Origin of the sequence: Arthrobacter sp. LjRoot14 (assembly GCF_964253905.1) — a bacterium.
Classification (GTDB): domain Bacteria; phylum Actinomycetota; class Actinomycetes; order Actinomycetales; family Micrococcaceae; genus Arthrobacter.
On sequence record NZ_CAXURL020000001.1, the window covers coordinates 2,158,303 to 2,184,814 of the forward strand.

Here is a 26,512-nt window from a genome sequence, read left to right on the forward strand (position 1 = left end):
AAGGACCCCATGTCATCCGCCACCGGACTGACCTCGCCAACGCAGGACACCGAACGACCCAGGACCGGTCACTGGCACGATTTCGTAGATTTTGGGGACACAGCGTCCGAAACCGTGCATGCCTTCAGCAGTGAACGGAGCACCGTCATGGCCGAGGGCCCTGATCCCGCGACCGGGCCGTTGGCCCCGGGCGCTGCAACGGTACTTCATGGAAACCCCGGTGAACCCGGGCGGATAGCACTGCCCCTTCATCCGCCAGCGACCCGGCTGGCAGACCTGCGCTTCACCATGAAGGTCGACCCGGCGCTGCAAAACTACCTTACGGTCAAGTTCTGGGGAGAAGACTCATCCCCGTACAAGACCCTGGTCCTGGTCAACGGCGAGCAGGCACAGTACCGGACCGTTGGTGACTACGAACCATTGAATGTCGGGACGCGGGGTGGCCTGCCCGGCCGCTTCTTCCACTCGACCGCTGCGCTTCCCTTGGCGTCCACGACCGGGCAACGAAGCGTTGAGATCACGCTCCGGACTTATGTGTTGTCTTACAGGACCCTCGCCGGCCAGACCGGTTTCGAAAAGGCGACTGAGCCGTCGCGGAGGTTCTTCTCGGCCGGTACCCATACGACCGCGGTCCTGCCACTCCCCGTGCTACTGCCCGTCCACCCCCCAGCTGCTGCCGACCCCGGCAGGCGTTCGTACATCAAACCCGAACGGGCGGCTCTGGAGCAGGAGAGCACCCTGGTCGACGGCTTCCGCAATTGGCAACAGGAGCATTTTGAGGCCCTGGAAGCCCTTGCCGATTCGGGGGAGCCCCTGCCGATCAGCCGGTACGACGACGACCTCCGCTTCTACGCCGAAGCGCTCCTTATGCCCTGGTCGCCCTCCGCCACCACGGAACGCCGGAGGCAAGGACTGCGGCGCGTCTTCGCGACGATAGACCACTACACCCGCGAGTACTACGGGAACGTCATGCTCCTTGGAACCGGAGGACACCAATCCGACTGGGGCGGCTACTACGCAGCCCTCGGTGAAGCGCTGTACATCGTCGAAAACCTGATCACTGCCCCGGAAGTGTGCGGCAGAGAGGAGTTCGAGTCGTTCCTGCTGGAACCCTTTTCAACCGGCAGCGAGGCAGGCCACACGTCACTTGCGGACGCCGGCTGGGACGGTGGTCCGCTGACCCGCATGGCCGCATGGGAACGCGTTCTGAAAGCAAGTTTTGACTTCGCTCGCTCCCGGCTCAGTTACATTTACAACCAGGTGATGTACACCTATGAAGGCGCCTGGAAAGCCCACGAAGGACTGCGCATCATAGGCTCCGGGCATTACCAGGGCCGTGAACGCAGCCACCGCATCGTGCGCGAATTTCTGGGCGTTGCGCCCTTCCTTGGCGAGGAAGTCCTGACCGGACCGGACGGCCGCGACCTTGAGGTCCACCATTCCCTCTTTCACCACGACGGCAACGCCGAATACACGAGCGACTACATCCAGGTGATCATGAAGGGCTTGGCCCGCAGTAAGCTCGATAACCAAGGCACCCAGGTCCGGCGGATCCCCTACGGTCACTGCTATTACGGGCTGGGCCTGGCCGGGCTCACCCGCGAAAATGGCTACGTGGGCGTATACGGGGAAGCCACGAACTACTTCCCCTGCTGGTTCTTCCGGACCCTCGGGCACACCGGGGACGAAGCACTCAACGATGACATCCTGAAAGTGGCCCTGAAGAACCTCCACGCCCGCGGGTTTACCCGGTATCAGGGGCAAACGGCAACCGGGCACCGTGCCATGTTCATGCAGCAGGTCATCGATGACAGGAACAGTGATTACCCGGGACGCCCCGCCTACGGCACGGACGAGGAATCCGGTGCCGCCCTGCGCTATGCGTCGCTGGAGGAATTCATGGCCCGGAACCCGGACCGGTACTCCACCCCTGAGTGGGAGGAGTACCGCGAGTATGCCAGGGAAGCGACGGGTTACGCACAGCAGCAACTGCTGGATGGCCAGTTCTTCGACTCCTTCCACCGCCGCTGGCTTGACCGCAAGCTCAAATATGACCTTCGGATCCGGGAAACGTTCGCGTATGTCACCGGTGGCAGGCAGCAGCTCCTTGGAAAGGCAGGAGCAGGTCGGCTCCTGCCGCACTCACGCCTAAACGCGTACTCTCCGGAGGAGTTGCAGGACCTTGGTGTCGACGTTGCCTGGGATAATTCCTCTTTTGCCTGGGTGGATATCGACAACCTTCTGGTCTCAGCGCGCGACGGTGACACCCATCTGTTCGTGAATATGCTCGAAAGGAATACGGGCCTGTCAGGGGCCAGCAGGGCCCACATTCAGCACGAAGGAACCGAGCAGCTGCTGCAGTTCCAGGCCGGCACCGAAATGACCTACAGCTACGTGATGCTTCGCGGCGCCACCCGTGAGGAATACCGTCAGAAGGCACAGGATGAGGTCATTGAGGGCCGGCCCTTCGCCTTGACCGGGGAGCTCCTGCCCGTGGCCTGGCAACCCGGAGTGGGTGTAATCCGCCGCGACAACTTCGTCGAGGACAATCCCTACTCGGCCTATCCAGACCTGGTGGTGGCGCATCTGGGGGAGTACCTCATCGCTATCAACACCACCCGAACGGAACACGGAAACGATCGTGCCATTCCCGTCCCGCTCCCAGCGGGCTGCAATTGCGCATCCGTCCATGACCTCGTCAGCGGCACATCCCAGCCTGTCCAGAACGGCCAGCTGACGCTTGGGCCGCTGTCCGCCGTCGTCCTCAAAACAGGCGAGCTGTTCTCGAACGACTGCCCCCGCCTCGCGAGGGTACCGGCAGTCATCGCCACGGCCGGACATGGGAAGATCGGTCTGAGCTGGAAAGCAGTCGAAGGGGCCACCGGCTACACCGTCACAAGAATCGGGGACAGTTCGGTACCCGTCGTCGTGGCCGAGGGCATCCCGGGCACGACGGCGATCGTTGCCGCCGGCGAAGCCCAGGCTGAATACACCGTCACCGCAACGAACGACCACCGGTCAGGACCGCAGTCGCAGTCCGTGTCCTGTCGTGCCCTGCCCAGCGGGACAGGGCCCCGGTTCACCGCCGCCTGGATCGGGTCCGGAGCGGCCCTCGTGATGCCTGGCCCCGAAAACGGTTACGAGTTCAAAGATGTCACGGCCAGCGGCTTCGCAGGCGGCGATGACGCACACCTGTACCTGCGCGATGGGCAGGACTCTCTGGCCGCGGCAACCGACCTTGCTGCCGGCTCGATCGAAATCACGGCCCGCCTCGCCGCTGTCCCGGCCACGGGCGGAGTCCTGCTGCGCTCTGACCTGTCGGGGCGATCGAGTTATGTCTTCTTCGGAGTCGGCTTCGATGGCCGGCTGGTCCTGCGCACCCGCACCCTGGACACCCGGGAAGACTATGGCGCCGGCAATCCGGGTGACGACGCGGGTGGAGGTCAGATCCGTAGCCCGTATCTGCGGGAGCTCATCCACATGAATGTGGGGGACCGGCCGTGGCTGCGCCTGCAACGTGATGCCAGGAGCCACCTCGTCACCGCACTGGTTTCCGCGAACGGCAGGACCTGGCAGCGGGTGGCGCGGGACATCATTCCCTTGCCGGAGATCGTGCACGCCGGTGTCTGCACCACCAGTGCCTGTGTATTCGAAGAGGTCGACCTGACGGGACTCGATCCGGAGATTCCGATACTGTCGGTGAGCTATCAGGGGGCACGTGCGGAACTGGCGTGGACCAAGCCAAGGACTGTGACGGTTTTCGACATCCATGAGGTCAGTGCAGATAGGGAATCGGTTGCCATCGCCGACGGACTCTGGCAAACCACGTTTACGTTGCCGGAGGCATCCGGCAACCGGACGTACAAGGTCGTGGGGAAGCGGCCCGGAGGGGGAACGGTCAGCAGCGCCGGGCTTCTCGTGGAAGTACCCGGCAACTGAGCAGCCGGAAGGGCCGGTGGTGATGGCAGATACATGCCCATCACCACCGGCCCTTTCCATGCCTGCCGTGCTCCATACCTGCCGTGCTCGGCGGCTGTCATGCAGGTGGCTGAGACGGGCCCGTGAGGCCCGCCTCAGCTACCGTGGGAGCAGCTCCCTTACGGGGTCTTGATGAGCACCAGGGCCTGGTGGGCGGCGACATTAATGGTCGTTCCGTTGACGGATCCATTCTCGGCGGGGGTGGCGGCCGTCCAACCGCTTGTCAGGCCGAGGTCAGCCTGCGCCACGGCGTCACCGCTGTTGAGCAGGACCATGGCGCGTTCACCGTTCGCCGCAACCAGCTCATACGCCTTCAAGGTCGCTGTGCCGGTGGGGTGTTCGATGGTTTCCAGGGCCTTCTCGCCTGTCGCGCGCGGCTGCAGCAGTACGGTGTGATCGGTGCCGGCCGGTTGGCCAAGCTGGATCCACTGCTGGTTCGGCTGGGGCCAGTCGCCCGAGACCCTGCCGGAGTCCAGGGCCACCGATGGTTGTGCCGCCCCCAGCAGGTGAACGTCTAGATCGACGCCCTTGTAGCCGTGCGCAGTGAGCTTGCCAGGGGTCTGGTCGATGCTCGTGGTGAGCGTGTGCAGGTTGAACCTGCTGGGAGCGGAGGACTTGATACGGTCCCAGATCAGGAACGAGTTGAAGGCACCCTTGAGCTGGACAACGCTCCGCTGATATTCGGTGGCCCCAGGTGTGGCGCCGCCGGCCGCAGCGGATCTTCCCGGCCACATTTATGCCGCCGTCAATCTCTCCCCGTCGGCATGCCTTGACCCGAGGCTGAGCGACATCGTGAGGAATTCCGGTCTGAACCCCGGGCGGATCGTCGTAGAGTTGACCGAACGCTCAGCCGTGGCTGACTATGCACGTCTCGCGGAAGCACTGGCCCCACTCAGAAGCGCTGGCGTACGCATAGCTATCGACGACGTCGGAGCCGGGTTCTCATCCATGCGCCACATCCTTAGGCTCAGCCCGGAACTCATCAAACTTGACCGGACCATCGTTGCGGGCGTCGACTGTGACCCCAACCAGAGAGCCCTGTGCACGGCTATGGTCAGCTTCGCGTCACAGATCGGGGCAAGCCTTGTCGCCGAGGGAATCCAAACCAATGCAGAATTAACCGCCGTTACCGAGATGGGCGTGAACATCGGGCAAGGCTACCTCTTGGGTAGACCATCCGTGCTTCCGTCGGACTGGTCCCGTTGGAGGCAGCGGAACCGGTCGTCAGCGAATGGAGATGCGGATAGCCTTGAGACCTAAGGGCCAATCCGCCGGAGCCGGCTGATCTCCCCAGCAATGGCCCAGCCGGGCGCGAGTTGCGCCCTGTGCCCCTGCTCGGAGCACCGGCGCCGCGACTATGCGGGAAAGTGTCATCGTTTGCGTGCTGGCTCGAGATCAAACCGTCCGAGCTTTCGGGACGGGGCACCTGAATGACACCACCGCATACATCGTCCTTCGACGCGGCCTCGTAGCGTCCGGCCTCGGACCACCAAGAGCCCTCGGGGCTCCGCGCGGATCCATCGAAGCACCTTCGCTGGGTAAGACAATCACCCGAGGGACCCTCCGGGTCCTGCCCGGGCCCGATCGTAATTTATGGCTCGGCCATGGGGAAGACCACGGCATCGTCAAAGTTACCGGCAAGAAAAGAAGGAGCGGACCCGCGTCGTACCCTCTTTGGGGCACATTTGGTCCCGGGTCCAGAAATCCATGACAGCGTCGGCACCTTCGAAGCGGACGAGTCGTGTGGGACCCATCAGATATCGAGGCAGGCGGGGAGTCCGGCGAAAGCGTGGAACGGACTATATGCCAGGCGGGATTCTGTCCGGCCGATTCACAGCCCGGTCAATTTTCTTAGTTCGGCGGCTCGAGTCCGCAGGAGTTCCGGTTTCTCCTGCGCGTCCACAAGCGAGAGCCCTGTTAGTTCCCTGACGGCACGCCGCATGGCTTGCAGGCTTGTGAACCCGCTGGCACCCGCTATGTCCGTCAGAGAGCGTTTCCACGAGGTTGCTTCGGCGAGGAGCTCAAGGGCTTCCAAGGTCCGCAGAGCGCGGATGTGTCCGCTGACCTGGAGCCCTTCGTCTTCGAAGAGGTAGTAAAGGGCACGGCGTGAAAGAAATGAGTAGGCCACGACCTCGTCAACTGTGAGGGCAGGGTTTCTGAAGTTCCTGCGCACGAATTTCTTGATCGCTGCGATGCGGGCCAGTTTTATGTCGCCGGGATCGGCCGTGGTTTCGAGCAAAGAGCTGACCAAGGCCGTCATCATCGACCGGACGACCGGTTGAAGACGCGGCATCTCCGGGGCTATGACCGACTGCTGCCAGCCGGACAAGGCTGGAAGAATCAGCCCACGCATAATGGGGTTTTCTCTGATGTCGGCCAATCCCTGCAGCCGTTTGACGGATCTGTCGTCCAAGCCGAGCAGGCTCCGGTCGAAATGGACCCGCACAGCGCTTTAGCCGGCGGGCGCATGGAAGTTTCCTGGCAAAGAAAGATCAAAGAACCTGACTGTTCCGGGAGAGACGGCCTCGGAGCGTCCTGAGAAGCTGAACTTGTCACATGAAGTCCTGAAATACACGAGCCAGTCGCTGGGATTCGTGTCCCCGTTCCAGTAGCAACTGGCGGGTTCATTCGTGACGTCAACAAGACTGAAGCCCGGGCTCTCGAGGCTCAGGGCGGTTGGATTGAAGCCGGATCGCACTAGCTTGTCGGTTTTTTCCAACCGAACGGGAGCGTCAATCGCGCTGCCGTACCAGCTCCGCCAATGTTCGAATTTTTCGTCGGGGTTCAGCCCGGCCGGAACACTATAGCGTCTGATCTGATCGTGCGGTGACCTGTCCGGATCGCCGGCGACGTCGTCGTCGCGAAATACTTCATCCATGGGCTTGGGACCTTCCAGCTGAACCGAGATCCAATGAGCCCAGTGTGCCGCAGCAAGTGATCGTGTTGTATGGGTTGTCGATCGCCAGTAGATTCTACCCGCGGCCGGTCAGCTGGCGTGCCGATGACGGTCGGTCGACTTGGGCGGTGCTGGTCAATAGATCCGCTGTTCGCTGAGGTTGGGTGGAGCTGACAGCAATTGGTCCACTGGATCCACCGCCAGTCCGGCGTCCAGGGCTCGAAGTGCAATCCCGGTGGCGGGAGACCCGGTCCTTGAACTCGCCAACACCAGCTTCTCCGTCACAGCGGGGGCGCCGCTTTCGTATACTGCCTCCCTAAGGCCGGCCAGCAAAAAGTCGGCGGCACCCGGCCACCGGGTTCTGACAGTGACGAACTCAGGTCGAAGGAGGTGGATGCTCCCTAACAGGGTTTCTCCTATGTACCGACCTGCCTGTCGCAGAGCACTGACTGCAGCCGCATCGCTCCGCCGGACAGCATCGCTGATCGCGTCCGGTTCGTCTCTAAAGTCTGACGAGAGGCCCGCAATTATTGCCTCTTCCCCTGCGATAGCCTGCAGGCAATTCATGATGCCGCAAGCACAGGCCCGCATCGACGTGCCCTTCACCGGCGTGTGCCCGAACGCCCCCTTGGAAGTCCTGAGAACCCCCAGCGTCCTACCGTGAACCAGCACGGCACAGTCAATGGTCTTTCCCACGTCCAGGAAGAACATGTTCTGCAGACGAGGGGTTCGCGACAGGGCCTCCGCCGTTGCCATGGCCCCCAGCGCGGAGTCGACGACGACCGGGCGGCCAGCAAAATATTCAGGCCATTCCAGATCCGGCGCACCTTCATCCAGAACAACGCCCGTTGCTACGAGCTGGACAGGAAGGTGGTCCATGGAATTCAGGAGCGAATACGCCGAAGCCAGGCAGGAATCCAAGATAGCGGCAGACCCGCCACGTACGGTTGCCATCGGCTTCGTAGCAGATAACGGCTGTCCGGAAAGGTCGAATGCCTGTACCTTTGCCTCGCTGGCACCCAGCAGGACGCTCATAACCGCTCCGCCGTTCGGCATGAGTCGATACTGAGCGGATCGCCGGCCACCCGTCGAGGGCGCCTCGTTGGCGGGACCAATGAGTCCCCGCGACGCTAAGGTTCTCATCCTGTCTGTCGTTGCGGCCCGCGAAAGGCCAGTCATTTCTGAAAGCCGGGCACGGGTCAACGGTGACGAGCCACGAAAATGCTGGAAGACCTCTCCCGCCGAAACGCGAGGGGGAACGGTCATAACTTCAGTCCTTGCTGCTGAAGGCGGCGTCGAAGGAGGTGTTCGACGGCGGGAAGTCGAATTTCTTGAGCGCGGCGAGGGCCTCGGGGGCGCCGTGGAGGCGGTCCATGCCGGCGTCTTCCCATTCGACGGAGATGGGGCCGTCATAGCCGATCGCGGTGAGGGCGCGGAAGGACGATTCCCAGGGCACATCGCCCCGGCCTGCGGAGACGAAGTCCCAGCCGCGGCGCGGGTCGCCCCAGGGCAGGTGGGAGCCCACGACGGTGTTCCGGCCGGTGGGGCGGAGCTTGGTGTCCTTGCAGTCCACGTGGTAGATCCGGTCCTTGAAGTCCCAGATGAAGGAGACGGGATCGATGCCCTGCCACATGAAGTGGGACGGATCCCAGTTCAGCCCGAACGCGGGCCGGTGGCCGATCGCTTCGAGGGTGCGGACGGTGGTCCAGTAGTCGTAGGCGATCTCGGAGGGGTGGACTTCGTGGGCGAAGCGGACGCCGCATTCGTCGAAGACGTCCAGGATGGGGTTCCACCTGTCCGCGAAGTCCTGGTAGCCGGCCTCGATGACCTTTTCGGGGACGGGCGGGAACATCGCGACGTACTGCCAGATGGAGGAACCGGTGAATCCGACGACGGTGTCCACACCGAGGGCTTTGGCGAGCCGGGCGGTGTGTTTCATTTCTTCGGCGGCGCGGGTGCGGACGCCTTCGGGGTCGCCGTCGCCCCAGACCTTGGACCCGACGATCGCTTCGTGGCGGAAGTCGATGGGGTCATCGCAAACGGCCTGGCCCTTGAGGTGGTTGGAGATGGCCCAGACCTTCAGGTTGTACTTCTCCAGGACGGCGAGCTTGGACTCGACGTAGCCTGGTTCGTCCCAGCGCCAGGCGTCGAGGTGGTCCCCGGAGACGGCGATTTCGAGGCCGTCGTAGCCCCAGCCGGAGGCCAGGCGGGCGACTTCCTCGAAGGGGAGGTCGGCCCACTGGCCGGTGAACAGGGTGTACGGGCGGGGCATGTCAGTCCTTTAGGTGAGTTGGAATGTTAGGTGAGAGGCGTTAGCGGAGTCACGGCGAAAGGAACAGCTAACAGCGGTTCCGCTCCTGTCAAGAATTCCTTTACATGGACTTCTTCGTTGTGAGCTTCGAGATCCTCGTTACGAGCCCAGCCTTCGAAGAGGATAAAGGTGCCGGGCCGCTGCCCGTCCGAGAATACGGTGTACTCCAGGCATCCTGGGTCGTTTCGGCTTAGCGTCTGGAGAGAGTGAAGGGCGTTTCGAAGGTCTACTTCGTGCCCCGCTTTGGCGACGAAAACCGGCATTAGCCAGACGCCTGCCGTCTCTTGGCGGGCCGGGAGGGAATTAAGCATCTGTCTTCCTTAGTGACGGTCGGTGAGTTTGGGAGGGACGATTCTTGGCCGTCCCTCCCAAGAAGATCAATCGGTGATCAGTGGAACCGCGACCCATGACTCTTTTTGAGCGGATTCGACGATGGCGTCGTCAATGAGCGCGGTCTGGTAGCCGTCGGCGAAATTGGGGCTTACTGATCCGCCTTCTGCGATGGCCTTGAAGAAGTCGTACGCTTCGATGATCTTCGTTTCCCCATAGCCGATGCCTAGAGCTGGAATGGGCCAGAGGCCTTCTCCGTATGGGTGAGCCGGCCCCGTGTACACGGTCCGGAATCCCCGCCGGTCGGCTTGGTCCGAAGCGAAGCACACCTGCAGCTCGTCGCGTCGTTCGTAGTTGAAGACGATGCTGCCTTCCGTTCCATGGATTTCGAAGGTGATGTAGTTGTTCCTCCCATGCGCGTTACGTGTCGCCTCGACGGATCCCACGGCTCCATTTGCGAAGCGGATCATCGTCATGACTTCGTCGTCGACGTCAACCTGGCCACGCGGGCCTTCACCGCCGCGAACGGTGCCAAGTGCATCGGCACCGCCCGTTTGGAGGGGGCGCTCCGGGATCCACGTCGACAGGACGGCATTGACGGCGCTGAACTCTCCGACAAGATACCTGGCCATGTCAATGACGTGTGTTGCGATGTCGCCAAGGGCGCCGGAACCGGCGACCGACTTCTGGAAACGCCAGGACAAGGGGGAGTTGGGGTCGGCGCTCCAGTCCTGCAGGTAGGTTCCGCGGAAGCTGAGGATGCGGCCTATGGATCCTTCCTCAATGTATTTCTTCGCCAGCGCGACTGCGGGGGTCCGCCGGTAGTTGAATGCGACCATGTGGACGATATTGGCGTCTTTGACCGCATCGTACATAGCCTTGGCTTCTTCGCCTGTGCGTGCAAGCGGCTTTTCGCAGATGATGTGCTTGCCTGCTTCGGCGGCGGCTATGGCGATTTCGGCGTGGAGGTGGTTGGGCGTGGCGATGTCTACGACGTCGATGTCCGGATCGTCGATGATGCTGCGCCAGTCCGAAGTGGAGTTCTCGAAACCGAAGCGGCGGGCCGCTTCAGCAGCCAGTTCCGTGTTGGCTTCAGCGATGACTTTGCGGACCGGGAGCGCCGGTGCTGGCCAAAAGAACATGGGCATGGCGGCGTAAGCGAGGGAGTGGGCCTTGCCCATGAAGCCGCCTCCGATGAGGCCGACGTTGAGGTTTTGCATCTGGATCTTGTTCCTTCCGGAAGAAAGCGGGAGGTGCCGATTGTGGCTTTCCCTTGCGGTCAAAGTGGTGGATGGTTAGAGGAGCTTCTCGAGGTACTTCATACTCAGTTCGGCAGCTTCCCGGGGGTCCCCGTCGTAGTTGTCGAGTTCGACCATGAGCCAGCTGTCGTATCCGCTCTCTCGGATTGCGGCGAGGATGTCCGGGAAGTCGAGTTCGCCCTGGCCCAGGGGGAGGAAAGTAAACGGGTCTTGCCGGAAGTCCTTGAGGTGGACATGTCGGATTCTGTCGGGGTACTTCCGGATGACCGCGGCCGGGTCCGCTCCGCCGGCCGCGAGATGGGCGGTGTCCGGGCAGAAGCCGATTCGGGTCAGCGGCATCAGCTTGTCCAGCTCGTCCGGGCTTTCGACGATCGTGGTCAGGTGCGGGTGGTAGCTTGCTGACAGCCCGAAACTTTCCGCGATGTCCGTCACGCTGTCCAGCGCCCGGCCGAGGCGGTGGTAGTCCTCGTCTGTGGTACCTGCTGCGCGCCGTGCTCCACCTCCGACTACCAGTCGGTCAGCTCCGAAGTTCGCTGCTAGTTCGGCAGAGCGGTGGATTCTGTGCAGTTCATCGGGAAGGATGTCGGCATAGATGAAATTGGCGCCGGTATACACGCTAGTCAGGGAGACCCCGGAGCTGTTCAGGAGCTCTTTTAGCACCTCGGGCTTGTCTGCGTATTCCGCAAGGTTGCCGTCGAACATCTCGACGCCTTCGTATCCGACAGATGCGATGTCGTGGATGGCGTCCTTCATGGATCCGTGGGTTAGGTAGAAGAGGTCTTTGACGCTTGTCACGCCTCCGGGATGGCCGACAACGCCGCCCCAAGTGATGGAACAGTAACCAAGTTTCATTGCTTTTGCCTTTCAACTTCCGAAGGAAGGTTGGAAATATTAGAGGGGGATGTAGGTCCGGGGACGTTGACCCACACCTGCCGGGCGGCGGAGGTAACCAGTGCCTCAGTGAGGCGGGCTGCCCGGAGTCCGTCCCGAAAGGTGGGCAGCCCTTCGGGTTCTTGACCCTGGACGGCCGCGTATGCGTCCGCGACAAAGGCATTGAAGCTGTCCTGGTATCCCTGCGGATGACCCGGGGGAAGCCTGTTGTAGCGGCGTCCGCCAGAGGTGGTGAGGGTTTGCGGTCCGACGGCGATTTGGGCACTGGAGTCCGTGCGGCCGATGTGAAGTGTGTCCGGCCGCTCCTGGTTGAAGCTGAACGAAGCTTCGGTCCCGTCGAACGAGAACCACAGGCGGTTTTTTCGGCCCGGGCTCACCTGGCTGACTACCAGGGAGCCTGTGGCTCCGTGGTCGGTCTCGAATAGGAGCGCGGCCCCGTCCTCGGTAGCCACGGAGGACAACTGTCCTCCGGTTTCGCGTTGGTCGTAAGCCCGGCTGGTCTTGGCCACTAGTCTGGTGATTCTGTGCCCTGTGGTGAATTCCATCAGGTCGCACCAGTGCACGCCGATGTCACCGAATGCCCTGGAGGCTCCTCCGAGCGTCGAATCGACCCGCCAGTTTGTGGCGTCTGCGCCGGCCAGCCAATCCTGAAGGTACGAGCCGTGGAGCAGCCAAAGCTGGCCGGCGTCACCGCGGTGGATACGATCGCGTGCTTCGCGAACGGCCGGATAGAACCGGTAGACGAAGGGCACAGCCGTGACGACGCCTGCCCTGTCCGCGAGGTCGGTCAGTTCGAGGGCGTCCTCAACACTGGTCGCGAGGGGCTTCTCACAAACCACGGCTTTCCCGGCTGCGATGGCCTTGCGTGCGAGGTCGGCGTGAGTGGTGTTGGGGGTGCAGATGTGTACGACATCCACGTCGTCTCTTGCGATCAGCGCCTCGGGGGACTCTGCCGCGGTTCGGGCGCCGAGTCCGGCTGCGGCTGCCTCAGCGGCAGCCGGACTGCGCCCGGCGACTGCACTGACTTCGCCCCCCGCTGCGCGCACTGCATGCGCGTGGACGGAGCCCATGAATCCTGTACCGATAATTCCGGCTCGTAGTTTTAAGGTCACGGGTGCTACTTCTTCCGGGCGAGGGCGACGGCCAGGATGATGATGGCGCCGCGGACCACCTGCTGCTGGCTGCTGTCGAGGCCGGCCAGGATCAGTCCGTTGTTGATCAAGCCAATCAGGAGGGCGCCGAAGAGCGTTCCCATGATGGAGCCAAATCCGCCGAACAGGCTTGTCCCGCCGAGGATGACGGCGGCGATGGCGGAGAGCTCATCGCCCGATCCCCACTGGAAGCGGCCGGACTGGAGGCGGCCGGCGTACAGCATGCCGGCAACGCTCGCGACCATGCCGGAGATGAGGAGCACCTGGAATTTGATTCGTTTGGTGTTGATGCCCGTGAATTCCGCGGCGTTGCGGTTACCGCCGGTAGCTAGGACCTGTCGGCCGAACTTGGTGCGGTTCAATACGACGGCGCCGATGGCAACGAAGATAGCGCTCCAGACAACCAGGCCCGGTACGGGGCCGAAGTCACCGGATCCGAACAGCATGTTGAAGGTGTCATTCAGGATCGGCTGGGGGGCTGAGGCCGTGATCCACTGGGCGACTCCGACGGCGATACCCAGCATGCCGAGCGTCACCAGGAAGGAGGGGATGCCAAGGAGACTGACCAGTGCGCCATTTATTGACCCGACCACGAGGCCGACGGCAAGGCCGGCGAGGATTCCGGGGATCAGGCCCCACTGGGACAACGCCATGGCCGTGCAGACGCTGGACAACCCGGCCACCGATCCGACGCTTAGGTCGATTTCTGCACAAGAGATGACGTATGTCATACCTACGGCGATGACGGTGATTGTGGCAGTTTGCCGGAAAATGTTCAGCAGGTTGTTCGGCGACAGGAAGCCCTGATCGCGGAGCAGAATGGCGAAGAAGAGGAAGACGACGACAAAGCCGATGTAGATGACGTAACGTCGCCAGTCGAGTTCTTTCAGGATGGTGCCGAAATTGCGTGGTGCCGCGGTGTCCCGGGGCGCGATGGTGTTTGCCTTGCTCACTGTTCAGACTCCCTGGACTGCAAGTTGGAGATATTCCTCGTCAGCGATCTCGCTGCGGGGGATGTCGCGGATAATGGAGCCGTCCTTAAGGACGAGGACGCGGTCGCTGACCGCGAGTAGTTCGGGGTACTCGGAAGAGATGACGATGACGGCTTTGCCGGCGCTTGCCAACTCGCGGATCATGTCCAAAATTTCGCTTTTGGTGCCGATGTCAACGCCGGCCGTTGGCTCGTCCAGAATCAGGATGTCCGGATCAGTGCCCAGCCACTTGGCGATGACCACTTTCTGCTGGTTGCCGCCCGAGAGCAGCCGCACCGGTCGGTGGGGGTGAGCGACTTTTACTGCGAACCTCTTGATCAGCGAAGAGGACAACTCCTTGCCCCTGGCACCGTCAAGAAAGGGTCCTCGCTGGATCTGGCCAAGCAGCGGCAGCAGCAGGTTGTCTTGGACTGAGTGCTCCAAGACGAGACCTTGGGCCCTGCGGTCCTCCGGGATGAGGGCGACACCCGCAGTGATGGCCTGCTGCGGCGAGGTTAGATTGATTCGCTCCCCCCGGATGAAGATCTCACCGCTGTCCCGCCGGTCGATGCCGAAGAGTGCGCGGGCCAGTTCTGTGCGACCGCTACCCATAAGACCGGCCAGGCCCAGAATCTCACCGGGTCGAAGCGAGAAGGAGATGTCCCTTACCCGCGGCCCGGCGTTCAGCCCCCGGACCTCCAGCAGCGGGGCGCTGTCATGAGCCACCTGGTCCCGCTCGCGGTAGGCAAGTTGGCCCTCGATCTTCTTGCCGACGATGCCTTCCACGATCTGTTCGGGTGTCACGCCGGTCAGCGGCTCGGTGAGGAGTCGACGACCGTCGCGCAGGATGGTGATCCGGTCGGCCAGACGGTATACCTCGTCCATGCGGTGGGAGATGTAGATGATTGAGATGCCGCGCTGCTTGAGACGGTCGATCAGTTCGAAGAGCGCTTCGGACTCGTGCCGGGCAAGGCTGGCGGTGGGTTCGTCCATGATGAGCACCTGGGCGTTTTGCGAGAGTGCCTTGGCGATCTCGGTCAGCTGCCAGTAGGCCGTGCCGAGCCGGGAGACTTCGGCTCGGGGGTCGACGTTTACCTCCATCTCGGCGAAGATCTCCTTGGCCCGCCGCTCCGAGGCGCGGTCGTCGATGAGGCCGGCCGCCCCGAGCGGTTCACCAGCAAGGAAGATGTTCTGAGCGACAGTCAGGCTCGGTACGAGGCTGAATTCCTGGAAAACCATCCCGATGCCGGCGGACTTCGCGTCCTGGATCGAGTTGATGGCGACCGGTTTGCCTCCAATGAGGATCTCGCCAGCGTCTGCCTGATAGACGCCTTGGAGGATCTTCATAAGGGTGGACTTCCCGGCCCCGTTGCCTCCTGCGAGGGCGTGGACCTCGCCCTTCCGGACGTCGAAGCTGACATCCTTCAGGACTGAAACCCCGTTGAAGCCCTTGGAAATCGAGCGCATCTCGACGACATTGTCTGCGGTGTTCATTGTTGCCCTTTCGGGACAGTGGGGGAGGGTGGGTGCCCCCGCCGTCGGGTCTGGCTACTTTTTGTAGGACTCTTGAATGTCCTTGGGAGCGTCCTCGTGGTAAACCTGCTTCCAGGCTTCGAGGACGTTGGAATGGTCAACGGGGAGTGCACTCAGCGCCACATATGCCGGCGCTTTTTTCCCGATGAGCGCTCCTGCGGCCAGCCGGGCCTCCGTAACGCCTTGGTCGAACGGAACCTGGGCCCCGAGGCCGACGATGAGTTGGTCTTTGGCCAAGGCGATGGCGACGTTCTTGCCAAGGTCCTCAGTGGCGATCTTCAAATCCTGTCGGCCTGCAGCACGGGCTGCGGCCATGACACCTTCTGCGGGGACGTCCCAGACCGCCCAGATGCCCGACAGGTCGGCGTATTTGCTCAGCATGGCGTTCGCAGCGGCCTGGGCGTCTCCTGCGAAGTCCGGCCCGGCGATGCCCTTTTCCTCGACGATCTTGATGTCGGGGTACTCCTTGGTGATCGTTTCCTTGAATCCCTGATAGCGCTGCTTGGTCACGAAGAAGTCGGCTTGGTGGAAGACGAGTCCGATCTTTCCCTTGCCACCGATGGCCTTGGCCATTTGGTGGGCGGAAACGACGCCGTTGCCGTAATTGTCGGCGGAGACGACAGAGACGTAGTCCTTGCCGGCAGTCAGCCCCTGGGGAATGTTGTCCATGAAGACGAGCTTGGTTCCGGCGGCCGCGACTTTCTTGTAGGCGGAGGCCGTTGCCACGGGGTCCGTGGGGATGGAGACGATGACGTCCGGGTTCTGCGTCATGACAGTCTCGATGTCCGAAACCTGCTTGTCCGGCTTGAAGTTCGCATCGGTTGTGGCGATTACCTTGATACCGAGCTTTTCGAATTCGCTCTTAAGCCCGTTGGTTTGGGCGGTTGCCCAGTCGTTGCCGCCGTAGTGCATCACGATTGCGGCCTTGGCGTTGAGTGCCTTGACCTTCTCGATCTCGTCGGGCGTCAGATCCGCAACGGATGACGGGGAGGGCGTCTCGCCGTTGGGGCCCTTGCTCAGGACCTGTCCCTTGATCTTGTCAAGGGCCTGCTGGGCCTTCTCGGACACTCCTGCATCGGGAGCGTTTGAGGTGCCCGTTGTCGAACTGCTGCAGGAAGCGACGGAAAGGGACAGGGCTGCGGCCAAGGCCACAATGGGAAGCCTGCGGATCATCATTGTTCTCCAGTGCTTGTGAGTGTATGGATAGGTGGGATGGTGGTGTTGGGTCAGGCCAGGGCTATGGCGAGGGCCGGGGGAACCGGCGAGAGGACGAGCCCGCCGGCGGCGGCGGCCGTGCGGATAGCAGCGGCCTTGTCTGACGACGTCAGGACCGCCTCTGCCCGCACTTTGTCGACGAAGAGGCCCAGGGAACACGGTCCGTGATGGGCTTGAACCCACCGGACCGCTTCGCCTGCCGCTTTGGTCATTTCAGCGCCGGCTGTCTCGGTGACCGAGCCGTCAATGGTTGACAGTGACGTCGGCGCGCCTGATTGGTCGACGGAGACCACCAGGCTCGCCCAAAGGAGGTTGTCATCGAAGATGCCGACGACGCCCGAGGAGCCTGCGGAGACGAAGGTGCGGACAGCGGCTGCGAGATCATCACGTGCTGCGTCCGTCAGGAGCACTTCCAAATTGGCCCACTGGGCCGGGTCAATATTTCGTAGCCCAACGCTGGGATCGAGTAAAAGTGCATCGACGATGGTGTTGCTCATACCGTTCCCTCTTCGTTGAAGTCTGACTCCGTCAACGTTTACGCCGATACCGTAAACGTTTACGCTCCAAATCGTAAACGTTTACGGACGTGTGTGTCAACCATCACGCTCCGGGCCGGTTTGAGTTTCGGGAAGCCCGCGGCGACGTAAGATTAAGACGCACGCAACGACCGCGGACTCGGCCCGGCCAGTGCAGGACAGGAGAGCACGTGAGAGGAACAGCGATCTCCCGCGAGGCGAATGAGCGACTTCCGGACACTTCCTTGCGGCGGAAGCCGACTATCAACGATGTGGCACAAATCGCTGGCGTCTCATTCGGGACTGTTTCGCGAGTCCTCAACAACGCGCCGGACGTCAGTGCTTCAACTCGCGAACGAGTTCTGCAGATCGTTAAAGACATCGGGTACCGGCGGAATCGGGCCGCGACCGCGCTGGTCACCAGCCGGTCAACTTCCATCGGCATACTCTCGGACGGCTCGCCACGATTCGGCCCTGTCGGGACGCTCATGGCCCTTGAGAACATTGCGCGTAAGAAGGGCTACGCCACAACCGTCATCAGTGTCGAAAAACCCTATGAAGAGTCTGTGCAAGCCGCCCTCGACACCCTGGACGATACCGGCGTCGGGGGGATCATAGTCATCGCACCTCTCGTCGACATGGCAGCAGCTGTCTGGAACGCCTCATGCCGTGTACCAGTGGAGATGATTGCGGCCGGAGCATCATCAACTCCAAACGTCTTCACATACTCAGAAAACCAGGAGCTCGGAGCGAGGCTGGCCACCCAGCACCTCATAGACCTGGGCCACACCGACATCGCCCACTTCGCCGGCTCCATGGACTGGTTCGACGGACGCGTACGCAAGCGCGGCTGGGAGGCCGCGCTTCGTGATGCCGGACTTGCACCAGGGCTGTGCATCGAGGGCGACTGGAGCCCCAAATGGGCTTACCAGACCGGCCTCCAGCTCGTCCGGGAGGGAAGGATCCCTCAGGCGATCTTCGCAGCCAGTGACCATACCGCCCTCGGGCTTATTCGCGCTTTCGCCGAAAATGGCGTCCGTGTCCCGGACGATGTCAGTGTCGTCGGATTCGACGACATCGAAGGGTCGGACTATTTTCTGCCGCCCCTGACCACTGTGCGCCAGGACTTCACCGCGCTGGCACTCATGAGCACGGAGGTGCTTCTCGGTGCCATGGAGGGCCGGGACGTCGACCGCACGCCGATCACGCCGACACTCGTAGTACGCAACAGCTCCGCTCGCGCCACCCCCGCAGCACGTCACCAGAAGACACCTGAAAAGCCCCCAAACAAAGCGTGAGCGGCAGCATGCGTCCGGGGTCGTCCCTGACGACCGTTGGCGTTGTCGGAGTATGGGCTGCGTCCTGCGGCCTTGTGGTTGCTGGATGGCTCGCCCGGCAAGAGAACGCGTGGATGGTGACCCGATTTCGTCCAGCGTATACAGCTCGCTTCTGGACAAGATATCTGCACTTGAAGGGCGTGAGCTGCAGGAGAACGCGCCGTCGTTCGACGTGGTCCACGGATGTGCGTCTATGCGTATCCGTCCTCGCGTGGCAGGATTCTGGTCAGCATCGTTCGGACTGGGAGACTCGAATCGGCACCGGTTCACCGCGCCGCGCGCGTGTCGGCCAACCGGTGACGCATTGAAGTCATCCTAGAGGACCCCTTGGAGATCGATGCCGAACTGCTTGCCGGGATCTGCGAAGATACGCCCACACCGCCTGAGGCGGCCACGTTCCCCATGTCGCTCGGGTTGCTGCCGGAGCGAGCCTCGCCTCCCGTATCCGGGCGCAACCCCTCCTTCCGGCAGCTCCCCTAGAAGGCTTGAATTAGCGGTAACTCAACAATGCTACGGCTAAATTGAATACCAGACAATGGGTAAAATCCCTTTGCTTGCGCTTATCTTGATCCCTAGCCAGCGAGATTCGAAGTCCTCAACATATTTCTTGAAAGCTCTTGATAGTGCGCTAACTCACGGTGTAACTTAGCTCACGAAGCCCCAAACTGGGGCACTCACGAACACAAGGAAGTGTTGTTCATGCAAAGAACCAAAACTGGAACCCGTCGGAGCAGTAGGCTGGCCGCGGCGGCCCTTTGCGCTTCAATCCTGACTGTCGCAACGCTCGGACTCGCTGGCTGCAAGAGTGGAGCGGCCGCCGCCGCCGATGAGGAGGCGAAGGCAACAGGCAAGGGACTGGTCATCGGCTGGAGCCAGCGAGGCATCAGCGGCAGCGACTGGTGGAAGACCCTTGTCGAGGGCGGTCAGGCCGAGGCAAGCAAGGTCGGGGCGCGACTCGAGTTGCTTGATGCTAATGGTGACACCGTGCGGCAGAACGCTGACGTGCAGACCCTCATCACCAAGGGCGTGGACGTCGTCGTCATGAACCCGAACGACCCGATCGGCGTCGGCCCCTCAGTTCAAGCGCTTAAGGATGCAGGCATACCTGTAGTCACCGTCAACTCAAGTCTGGATAAGTCGCTGGTCCCAGACATGTTCTGCTACGTTGCGGAGGACCAGGAACATACCGGTTCACTCGCCGGGGAAGTCGCTGCCCAGAAGGCGCTCGAGAAGTACGGCGACAACGGCCAGATCAAGCTTGTCGGTATCGGAGGCTTCCCGGGTGACGTGCTGAGCGACCTGCGGTTTAACGGCTTTATGGCTGGCTGGAACCGCGTGATGGAAAAGCACCCGGGCGTCACCACGGTGAAGCTCGAAACGAAGTACGGGGAGTGGAAGCCGGACAAGGCGCTCGCCCCGATCCGGGACGTTGCCACCGCCAACCCGGACCTCAAGGTCATTTACAGCATGAGCGACGTCATGCACGGCGGCATTGTCCAGGGGCTTCAGCAGGCCGGGCTCTGGGGCGACGGGATCATCATGGCCAGCTACGACGGCGGCATGGGAGCCATTAAGGAAATGGTGGACGACCCCAAGGGTCCGTTGCAGGCCGACGCGTCCAACCAGCCGTGGGACCAGGGAGTTGCCGCCGTACGGATGGCACTTGCCGCCTTCAATGGCGACCAGTCCCAGTGCCCGGACAAGACGAACTACATCGACACGACGGTGATCACGCCCGTCGAGGCGCCAGAGTACTACGTCCCCTCGGACACCTACGTCCGCGCAAAAAACTGAGCTCCCTGACCGGCGCCGCCCCGCGGCCGGCCGATCCATCCAGAGCCCTATATAAGGAGCATGATGCTCGCCCATAACCCGGTCTCGCCTTCCACCGCAGCGGCGGAGACGGCACGAGACACCCACGACGGCGCTTCGGAGCTGCGGCTCGATGGCGTCACCAAGTCCTATCCTGGCGTCCAGGCGCTGAAGGGAGTCAGCTTCAGCGTCGCCCGTGGATCCATTCATGCACTTGCCGGGCAGAACGGCGCAGGCAAGTCGACACTCGTCAAGATTCTCTCCGGAGCGGAGTCCCCGGACAGCGGAAGCATACGCCTTGGCGGCGAGTTTCAGCGCTTCCGTGATCCGATGGACGCCCAGCGCGCCGGGATCCACACCATTTACCAGGAACTCTCGCTCGTGCCGTCCCTTTCGGTGGCGGAGAATATCTTCCTTGGCCAGCTGCCTCGACGGGCGGGGGCCTCCGTCGACTGGCAGCGTATGCAGGCCGAAGCCCGGACCGCGCTGGACCGCGTAGGTTTCCATCTCGATGTCCGCCGCCCCGTGGGAAGTTACTCCACAGCGGAACAACAGGCCGTGGAGTTGGCCAAGGCCCTGCACAAGGATGCCCGGGTCCTGCTCCTGGATGAACCCACCTCCACGTTGCCCTTGCCCGATGTCGAGCGGCTGTTCACCGTCCTCCGCTCCCTTTCGGAACAAGGCGTGACGCTGCTATACATTTCGCACCGCATGGATGAGCTGTTTTCGCTCTGTGACGCCGTCACCGTGCTGCGCGATGGCGTGAACGCCGCCGACCTGAAAACGGCAAGTTCCAAGCCCGCCGACGTCGTCACGGCAATGGTCGGAAAGAGCCTTGAAGGCTCCATTGCCGATGCGGCCCTCCGCGGGGAACGCTCGCCCAGCCTGGGGGCCGGTCCCCGGGAGAATGTCATTCTCTCTGCCCGCGACCTCTCCGAGCAGGGGCATGTGGACAGGGTGTCGTTCGAGCTGCGTGAAGGCGAAGTGCTCGGCATCTCCGGGCTCATCGGCAGCGGCCAGTCAGAACTGGCCGGCCTCATCGCCGGTGCGAGGAGGCGGACCTCCGGCGAGATTCGCGTCGATGGGAAAGCGGTGGACTTCCGTGCCCCCCGCGACGCGATCCGCCGGGGGATCGGACTGCTGCCGCAGGACCGTAAGGCAGCGGGCTTCATCCCTGACATGGGTGTTGCAGGCAACATCACGCTCGCCAGCCTGCCGCAATTCAGCAGGCTGAGCGTGATCCAGTCCCGGCGGGAGCGCAGTGTGGCCGGGGAGATGGTGGCCCGGCTCGGCATGAAGGTATCCGGGGTGCACCAACCGCTCAAAACGCTGAGCGGGGGAACCCAGCAGAAGGCCATCCTGGCCCGCTGGCTTGTCCGCCAGTCGCGCATCCTCGTGTGCGACGAACCAACCCGCGGCGTCGACGTCGGGGCGAAGGAGGACATGTACGAGCTCATCCGCGAGTTCGCCCAGGCGGGAGGAACCGTCGTGGTGGCGAGCTCGGAGATTACGGAAGCGATGATGTGCGATCGCGTCCTCGTCATGGCGCGCGGCAGAGTCGTCGCCGAACTCGATCACGACGACATCGACCCCTCCGGCAACGCCATTCTCGAGCGTTTCGCCTGACGGCCCCCTCAATCAGTTTCTATTCAGGAGTACAACCATGTCCCGGACCTTGTCGCCCCTGCCGCCAACGAGCGGCGCGCCCTCCCCATCGCCCTCAGCCAGTATCAGCTCCCGACTGCGGGGCAGCGCCCTCCGCGCCCTGCCAAAGAGCTACCTTATCCTCGTGCTTCTCGCGATCATCGCGGTGGGCTATTACGTCTCCGACGACTTCTTGACGTTCCGCAATGCCGAGAACGTGATCACGGCCGCCTCGATCGTCGTCGTGCTGGCGATCGGCCAATATTTTGTCATCCTGACGGGCGGAATTGACCTCTCCGTAGGCTCGATCCTCGCCATGTCCACGGTAATCACCGCACTGACCTTGCAGGCCGGGATGCCCGCCGGCGCATCCGTTGTGTTCGTGCTTGCCTGCTGCGCTGCTGCCGGACTGATCAACGGCATCCTCGTCGTTTGGTTGAACATCCCCCCGTTCATCGCCACTCTCGCCATGATGAGCGCCGTCAAGGGCTTCAGCTACATCATCCAGTCGACAAGCCTGATCGAGATCCGCGACCAGTGGATCATTGAGACCTTCTCCCGCGGCAGCTTCCTCGGGATCCGCAACCCCGTCCTGATCTTCATTATCGTGGCCGTGGCCGCAGCGCTCGTGGCCAAATACACTACGTTTGGCCGCTCGCTCTACGCTATCGGCGGCAACCCTGAAGCCTCGCGGCTTTCGGGCCTGCCGGTCGCACGGAACCTGATCATCACCTACACCATCTCCGGGGTGCTCGCCGGCCTGGCAGGCCTCATCGCCGCCTCCCAGCTGCGGCAGGGAAGCTCGCTCATCGGTGTAGGTTACGAGCTCGACGCCATCGCGGCCGTCGTCGTGGGCGGCGCCTCCCTCATGGGCGGAAAGGGTGATCCCCTGAACGCGGTGATCGGGGTGTTCATCCTGACCACCATCATCAACATCATGAACCTCGTCGGGATCTCCTCCGAGCCGCAGCTGGTAATCAAGGGCGCAGTCATCATCCTCGCCGTCTTCCTCTCCAGCGCAGGCGGCGTCCAGAGGATCTCCGGATTCTTCTCGAAACATTTCCCGCGCACCCGCGCCGTCTGACCGCCTACCCCCGTCTTCCCATTCAGCTCCAGAAAGCAGGAACCATGTCCATTCGCCCCTTTGGCCGCACCAGCCTGACCGTCTCCGATATCTGTGTCGGCACCAGTGCGCTCGGCAGCTTTCCCGCCCAATACGGTTACGAGGTCGATGAGGACACCGCCGTCGCTACTATTCAGCGTGTCTTCGACGGGCCCTTTACCTTCATTGATACGTCGAATGAGTACGGCGGGGGTGCAAGTGAAGAGCGGATTGGCCGGGCCATTGCCGAGCGCGGCGGCATCCCCGAGGGATACGTCGTCGCCACGAAGGTCGATCCGCTTCCCGGCAGCACCGACTTCTCCGGGGACCGCGTCCGCCGGTCAGTTGAGGAGAGCCTCGTGCGCCTCGGGCTCGACAAACTCCAGCTCGTCTACCTGCACGATCCCGAGAAGATTTCCTTCGAAGAGGGGGTGGCCAAGGGAGGTCCGCTGGAAGCCCTCATCGATCTCCGGGACCAGGGTGTCATCCAGCACCTGGGCGTCGCCGGGGGCCCTATCGATCTGGAGCTGCAGTACCTTGCGACGGACGCATTCGACGCCGTCATCAGCCACAACCGCTACACCCTCGTTGAACAGACCGCCGAGCCGCTCCTGGAGGATGCGGCCCGCCGCGGAGTCGCCTTCGTCAACGCCGCCCCGTTCGGCGGCGGGATGCTCGTCAAGGGACCGAGGGCCGTCCCGCGGTACTGCTACGCACCGGTGGACCAGGCGACGATCGACAGGGTCCTGCATATGGAAGAACTGTGCGGGCAGCATGGCGTCCCGCTCGCAGCAGCTGCCCTGCAATTCTCGGTACGTGATGAGCGCGTGGCGTCCACCATCGTCGGAATGTCCCAGCCGGGCCGGGTCGAGGAAACCCTCCGCCTGCTCAACCATGACATCCCTGAGGAACTCTGGGACCAGCTCCTGCCTCTTGCACGTGAGGGCCGAAACGGCATTGAGGCCGTGACGGTCTGACCGCCGGGGTGCGAAGCAGGAAATTTACGAAAGGAAACAATGCAATGACCAGGAAGAAGCAGCCTGAGCCGGTTGACGTCGTCATCGTCGGTGCCGGCGCGGGCGGGGCAACCGCGGCAAAGGTGCTGTCGGAGGCCGGCCTGAAGGTGGTCGGCCTCGAGCGTGGGCCGTGGCTGAAGCCCGAGCACGCCTCGGGAGACGAACTCAAGTTCCTCAACCGGAATTTCATCTGGCAGGATCCGAAGACCAAGCCGCGGACCTACCGCCCAAACGACAAGGTAGAGGCGGAAATCACCAACTTTTCCGCCACGCCGCAGGTCGTCGGCGGAGGCACCACCCACTGGGGTGGCATGGTCCCGCGCATGGCCGAGAGCGATTTCAAGCTGCGCAGCCTGCACGGCGATGTTCCGGGCGCAAGCCTGGTCGACTGGCCCATCTCCTATGACGAACTGGAGCCGTACTACACACGCGTTGAGTGGGAGTTCGGCACGTCGGGTCTTGCCGGGGCGAACAAGTGGGAAGCGTGGCGCAGCCGCGGCTACCCCACCAAGCCGTCACCGCTGAGCCAGATTGGGCGGACCTTCGCCACCGCGATGTCCAAGCTGGGGCACGGCACATTCCCCATGCCGCAGGGCATGGTCACCGAACCCTATCGGGGACGTCAGCCATTCAGTGAGAACGGCTTCTGGCAGCAGTACCCGGACCCGGGAACAGGCAAGTCATCCACGCTGATCAGCTTCATTCCGGACGCGGTTGCGACCGGGCGCTACGACCTCCGCTCCGATTCCTACGTGAGCGAGATACTCGTAGGCAAGGACGGCCGCGCCACCGGTGTCCGTTACCAGGACGAGGACGGCGACGAGTTCGTCCAGCACGCGAAAGCCGTGATCGTCTGTGGCGGCGGCATCGAAACCCCACGCCTGCTGCTCATGTCGAAGTCAGGGCTCTTCCCGGACGGACTCGGCAACGGCAGCGGCATGGTGGGTAAGAACGCCACCTTCCATCAGTACTCATTCTCGGTCGGCTTGTTCGACCGCGAGGTCAGCGACCCGCTTTACGGGTGGGCGGGCCACTACATGAGCCTGTGTTCGTTCGACTTCTACGAGACGGACGAGAGCCGGGGCCACATCCTGGGATCACTGATTTTCCCGTCAATGATCGGCCACCCGGTGAACTGGAGCTTCCCCGGCCGGCCTACGTGGGGCCAGGCGGCCAAGGACGCCGACCGCGATTTTTTCAACCACAGCATGAAAATCGGTGTCCTCCTGCACGACCTGCCGGTGGAGGACAACCGTGTCGACCTTGACCCGAACGTCAAAGACGCATGGGGTCTTCCGGTGGCCCGTATTACCCACACGCCCCACTCCAACGACTTTGCCCAGGAACGCTGGCAGGTTGCCAAGAACGGGGAAATCCTCGAGACTGCCGGGGCGAAGAAGGTCATTCCGGTCAATATGGAACGGATCACGGGCAACACCTCGCATGAACTGGGCACCGCCCGGATGGGCAATGATCCGGCGACGTCCGTCGTGGACCGCTGGTGCCGCTCGCATGAAGTACCAAACCTCTACGTTTTCGACGCGAGCTTCTTCCCGACGGCGACCGGCATCAACCCGGCCCTGACGATCATGGCCAACGCCTGGAGGTGCTCTGACCATATCCTCCAGGTGGACCGCCACGGCTGGTCCGACAACTGATTCGCACTTCATACAGGACACGAAAGGACAGATGCCATATGGGACAGGCGGAATGGGCTACGGTACCCATCTCAACACGGGACGTGGACGGGCCGGTCTTCTTTACCGAGCACGAGTGGAACACGATCGAAGCGGCGTCGGCCCGGATTATCCCCGCCGACCACCACCCGGGTGCGCGCGAGGCCAGGGTGGTCCGCTTCATTGACCGGATGCTCGCCGGAACGCAGTTCATCTTTCCGGCAGCGGACGGCAACGGGTTCCTCCGGATGGAGGGCCTCGAGGAGGCCGCATGGCAGGAGCGAATCAAGCAGCGCCGGGAGTTTTACCGCGAGGGCGTTGTGGAGTTGGACCGGCTGGCGAAAGAGCGTGCAGACGCCGAGTTCATCGAACTGACGGAAGCGGACCAGGACGCGGTGCTCGAGACGCTGTCGGGCTTGGCCAAGCCCAACGCTTTTTCACTGGAGCACTCCGAGGTTGGCCTTGGGGGCGCGCCGGCAGGAAACCAACCGGTCAACGAGGACTTTCTGGAGTTCTTCCCGCTTCTGGTGCTTAACACCCGTCAGGGGTTTTACGGCGACCCGGTGTACGGAGGGAACGAGAACCGCGTCGGTTGGGGTGTCATCGGCTTCGATGGACCTCCGTCGCTGGCCTCAACCATGGACGGCACCTACACCACCCGCAAGTACATGGTGGAGGGGGCCGAGTGGCCATACGACCAGCATCCTGAGGTCCTGCGGTACCGGCGCCCGTGACAGTTGGCGCGCCGACCGGAGCCACGTTCCGTGGCTGCCCGGGGGTATCCGGGGATAATGTAGATGTGTCCACGACCCCCGCTCCCTCAAACGCCCGAAACTCCAATGGGCGCGGGGAGCGGCTGGCCTCCAGGTCAAAGG

Annotated in this window: 22 protein-coding genes; 9 read left to right on the forward strand and 13 right to left on the reverse strand. The window is 62.7% G+C overall.

Annotation, left to right across the window (positions count from 1 at the left end):
* The first annotated feature begins 9 nt into the window (after positions 1-9).
* Positions 10-3,939, forward strand: a complete 3,930-nt coding sequence (locus tag ACSQ12_RS09660) for a hypothetical protein (RefSeq protein WP_436065227.1) — start codon at positions 10-12, stop codon at positions 3,937-3,939.
* Positions 3,940-4,097: 158 nt separating this feature from the next.
* Here the strand turns inward: ACSQ12_RS09660 and ACSQ12_RS09665 are convergent, their stop codons facing one another.
* Positions 4,098-4,712 carry a hypothetical protein gene (locus tag ACSQ12_RS09665; RefSeq protein WP_436065228.1) on the reverse strand — a complete coding sequence of 205 codons (615 nt, stop codon included), beginning with the start codon at positions 4,710-4,712 and terminating at the stop codon, positions 4,098-4,100.
* A gap of 58 nt (positions 4,713-4,770) precedes the next feature.
* Here ACSQ12_RS09665 and ACSQ12_RS09670 point away from each other — a divergent pair, with 58 nt between their 5' ends.
* Complete coding sequence (locus ACSQ12_RS09670) at positions 4,771-5,238, forward strand: EAL domain-containing protein (protein WP_436065229.1); 468 nt, start codon at positions 4,771-4,773, stop codon at positions 5,236-5,238.
* Between the two features lie 571 nt (positions 5,239-5,809).
* On the opposite strand, the gene ACSQ12_RS09675 is transcribed toward ACSQ12_RS09670, so the two are convergent.
* The 12 genes from ACSQ12_RS09675 to ACSQ12_RS09730 form a co-directional block, all read right to left on the reverse strand.
* Entirely contained in the window at positions 5,810-6,391 is a 582-nt protein-coding gene (locus ACSQ12_RS09675) for a helix-turn-helix domain-containing protein (protein ID WP_436065230.1), read from the reverse strand.
* A 39-nt stretch (positions 6,392-6,430) separates the two neighbouring features.
* Entirely contained in the window at positions 6,431-6,856 is a 426-nt protein-coding gene (locus ACSQ12_RS09680) for a hypothetical protein (protein WP_436065231.1), read from the reverse strand.
* Positions 6,857-7,009: 153 nt separating this feature from the next.
* Positions 7,010-7,909, reverse strand: a complete 900-nt coding sequence (locus ACSQ12_RS09685) for an ROK family protein (protein WP_436065232.1) — start codon at positions 7,907-7,909, stop codon at positions 7,010-7,012.
* A gap of 235 nt (positions 7,910-8,144) precedes the next feature.
* Complete coding sequence (locus tag ACSQ12_RS09690; protein WP_436065233.1) at positions 8,145-9,146, reverse strand: sugar phosphate isomerase/epimerase family protein; 1,002 nt, start codon at positions 9,144-9,146, stop codon at positions 8,145-8,147.
* Positions 9,147-9,172: 26 nt separating this feature from the next.
* The gene (locus ACSQ12_RS09695) at positions 9,173-9,496 is read right to left on the reverse strand and encodes a putative quinol monooxygenase (protein WP_209745427.1); all 324 of its coding nucleotides are present in this window, start codon (positions 9,494-9,496) and stop codon (positions 9,173-9,175) included.
* A gap of 66 nt (positions 9,497-9,562) precedes the next feature.
* Positions 9,563-10,735: a Gfo/Idh/MocA family protein gene (locus ACSQ12_RS09700; protein WP_209745424.1), complete on the reverse strand. Its 1,173-nt coding sequence runs from the start codon at positions 10,733-10,735 to the stop codon at positions 9,563-9,565.
* A gap of 75 nt (positions 10,736-10,810) precedes the next feature.
* Positions 10,811-11,626, reverse strand: coding sequence for a sugar phosphate isomerase/epimerase family protein (locus tag ACSQ12_RS09705; RefSeq protein ID WP_011691760.1), 816 nt, complete (start codon positions 11,624-11,626; stop codon positions 10,811-10,813).
* Positions 11,623-12,777, reverse strand: coding sequence for a Gfo/Idh/MocA family protein (locus ACSQ12_RS09710; protein ID WP_436065234.1), 1,155 nt, complete (start codon positions 12,775-12,777; stop codon positions 11,623-11,625). Before ACSQ12_RS09710 ends, ACSQ12_RS09705 begins: the two co-directional genes overlap by 4 nt.
* A 5-nt stretch (positions 12,778-12,782) precedes the next feature.
* Positions 12,783-13,769, reverse strand: a complete 987-nt coding sequence (locus ACSQ12_RS09715) for an ABC transporter permease (protein ID WP_011691762.1) — start codon at positions 13,767-13,769, stop codon at positions 12,783-12,785.
* A gap of 3 nt (positions 13,770-13,772) precedes the next feature.
* A complete protein-coding gene (locus ACSQ12_RS09720) occupies positions 13,773-15,281 on the reverse strand; it encodes a sugar ABC transporter ATP-binding protein (protein WP_436065235.1) in 1,509 nt (502 codons plus the stop codon).
* Between the two features lie 54 nt (positions 15,282-15,335).
* A complete protein-coding gene (locus tag ACSQ12_RS09725) occupies positions 15,336-16,496 on the reverse strand; it encodes a substrate-binding domain-containing protein (protein WP_209745418.1) in 1,161 nt (386 codons plus the stop codon).
* A gap of 50 nt (positions 16,497-16,546) precedes the next feature.
* Positions 16,547-17,032 carry a hypothetical protein gene (locus ACSQ12_RS09730; protein ID WP_209745415.1) on the reverse strand — a complete coding sequence of 162 codons (486 nt, stop codon included), beginning with the start codon at positions 17,030-17,032 and terminating at the stop codon, positions 16,547-16,549.
* Between the two features lie 209 nt (positions 17,033-17,241).
* Between ACSQ12_RS09730 and ACSQ12_RS09735 the strand changes: the two genes are divergently transcribed.
* The 7 genes from ACSQ12_RS09735 to ACSQ12_RS09765 all read left to right on the forward strand — a co-directional run bounded on the left by ACSQ12_RS09735 (position 17,242) and on the right by ACSQ12_RS09765 (position 26,371).
* A complete protein-coding gene (locus tag ACSQ12_RS09735) occupies positions 17,242-18,348 on the forward strand; it encodes a LacI family DNA-binding transcriptional regulator (protein ID WP_436065236.1) in 1,107 nt (368 codons plus the stop codon).
* Positions 18,349-19,086: 738 nt separating this feature from the next.
* Positions 19,087-20,181 carry a sugar ABC transporter substrate-binding protein gene (locus ACSQ12_RS09740; RefSeq protein WP_209745408.1) on the forward strand — a complete coding sequence of 365 codons (1,095 nt, stop codon included), beginning with the start codon at positions 19,087-19,089 and terminating at the stop codon, positions 20,179-20,181.
* Positions 20,182-20,241: 60 nt separating this feature from the next.
* Positions 20,242-21,825, forward strand: coding sequence for a sugar ABC transporter ATP-binding protein (locus ACSQ12_RS09745; RefSeq protein WP_436065237.1), 1,584 nt, complete (start codon positions 20,242-20,244; stop codon positions 21,823-21,825).
* A 37-nt stretch (positions 21,826-21,862) separates the two neighbouring features.
* Positions 21,863-22,927 (forward strand): ABC transporter permease, encoded by a 1,065-nt coding sequence (locus tag ACSQ12_RS09750; RefSeq protein ID WP_436065238.1) that lies wholly within the window; start codon positions 21,863-21,865, stop codon positions 22,925-22,927.
* 44 nt (positions 22,928-22,971) lie between these two features.
* Entirely contained in the window at positions 22,972-23,922 is a 951-nt protein-coding gene (locus ACSQ12_RS09755) for an aldo/keto reductase (RefSeq protein WP_436065239.1), read from the forward strand.
* A 44-nt stretch (positions 23,923-23,966) separates the two neighbouring features.
* Entirely contained in the window at positions 23,967-25,619 is a 1,653-nt protein-coding gene (locus ACSQ12_RS09760) for a GMC family oxidoreductase (protein WP_436065240.1), read from the forward strand.
* Between the two features lie 38 nt (positions 25,620-25,657).
* The gene (locus tag ACSQ12_RS09765) at positions 25,658-26,371 is read left to right on the forward strand and encodes a gluconate 2-dehydrogenase subunit 3 family protein (RefSeq protein ID WP_011691772.1); all 714 of its coding nucleotides are present in this window, start codon (positions 25,658-25,660) and stop codon (positions 26,369-26,371) included.
* Positions 26,372-26,512 lie beyond the last annotated feature (141 nt).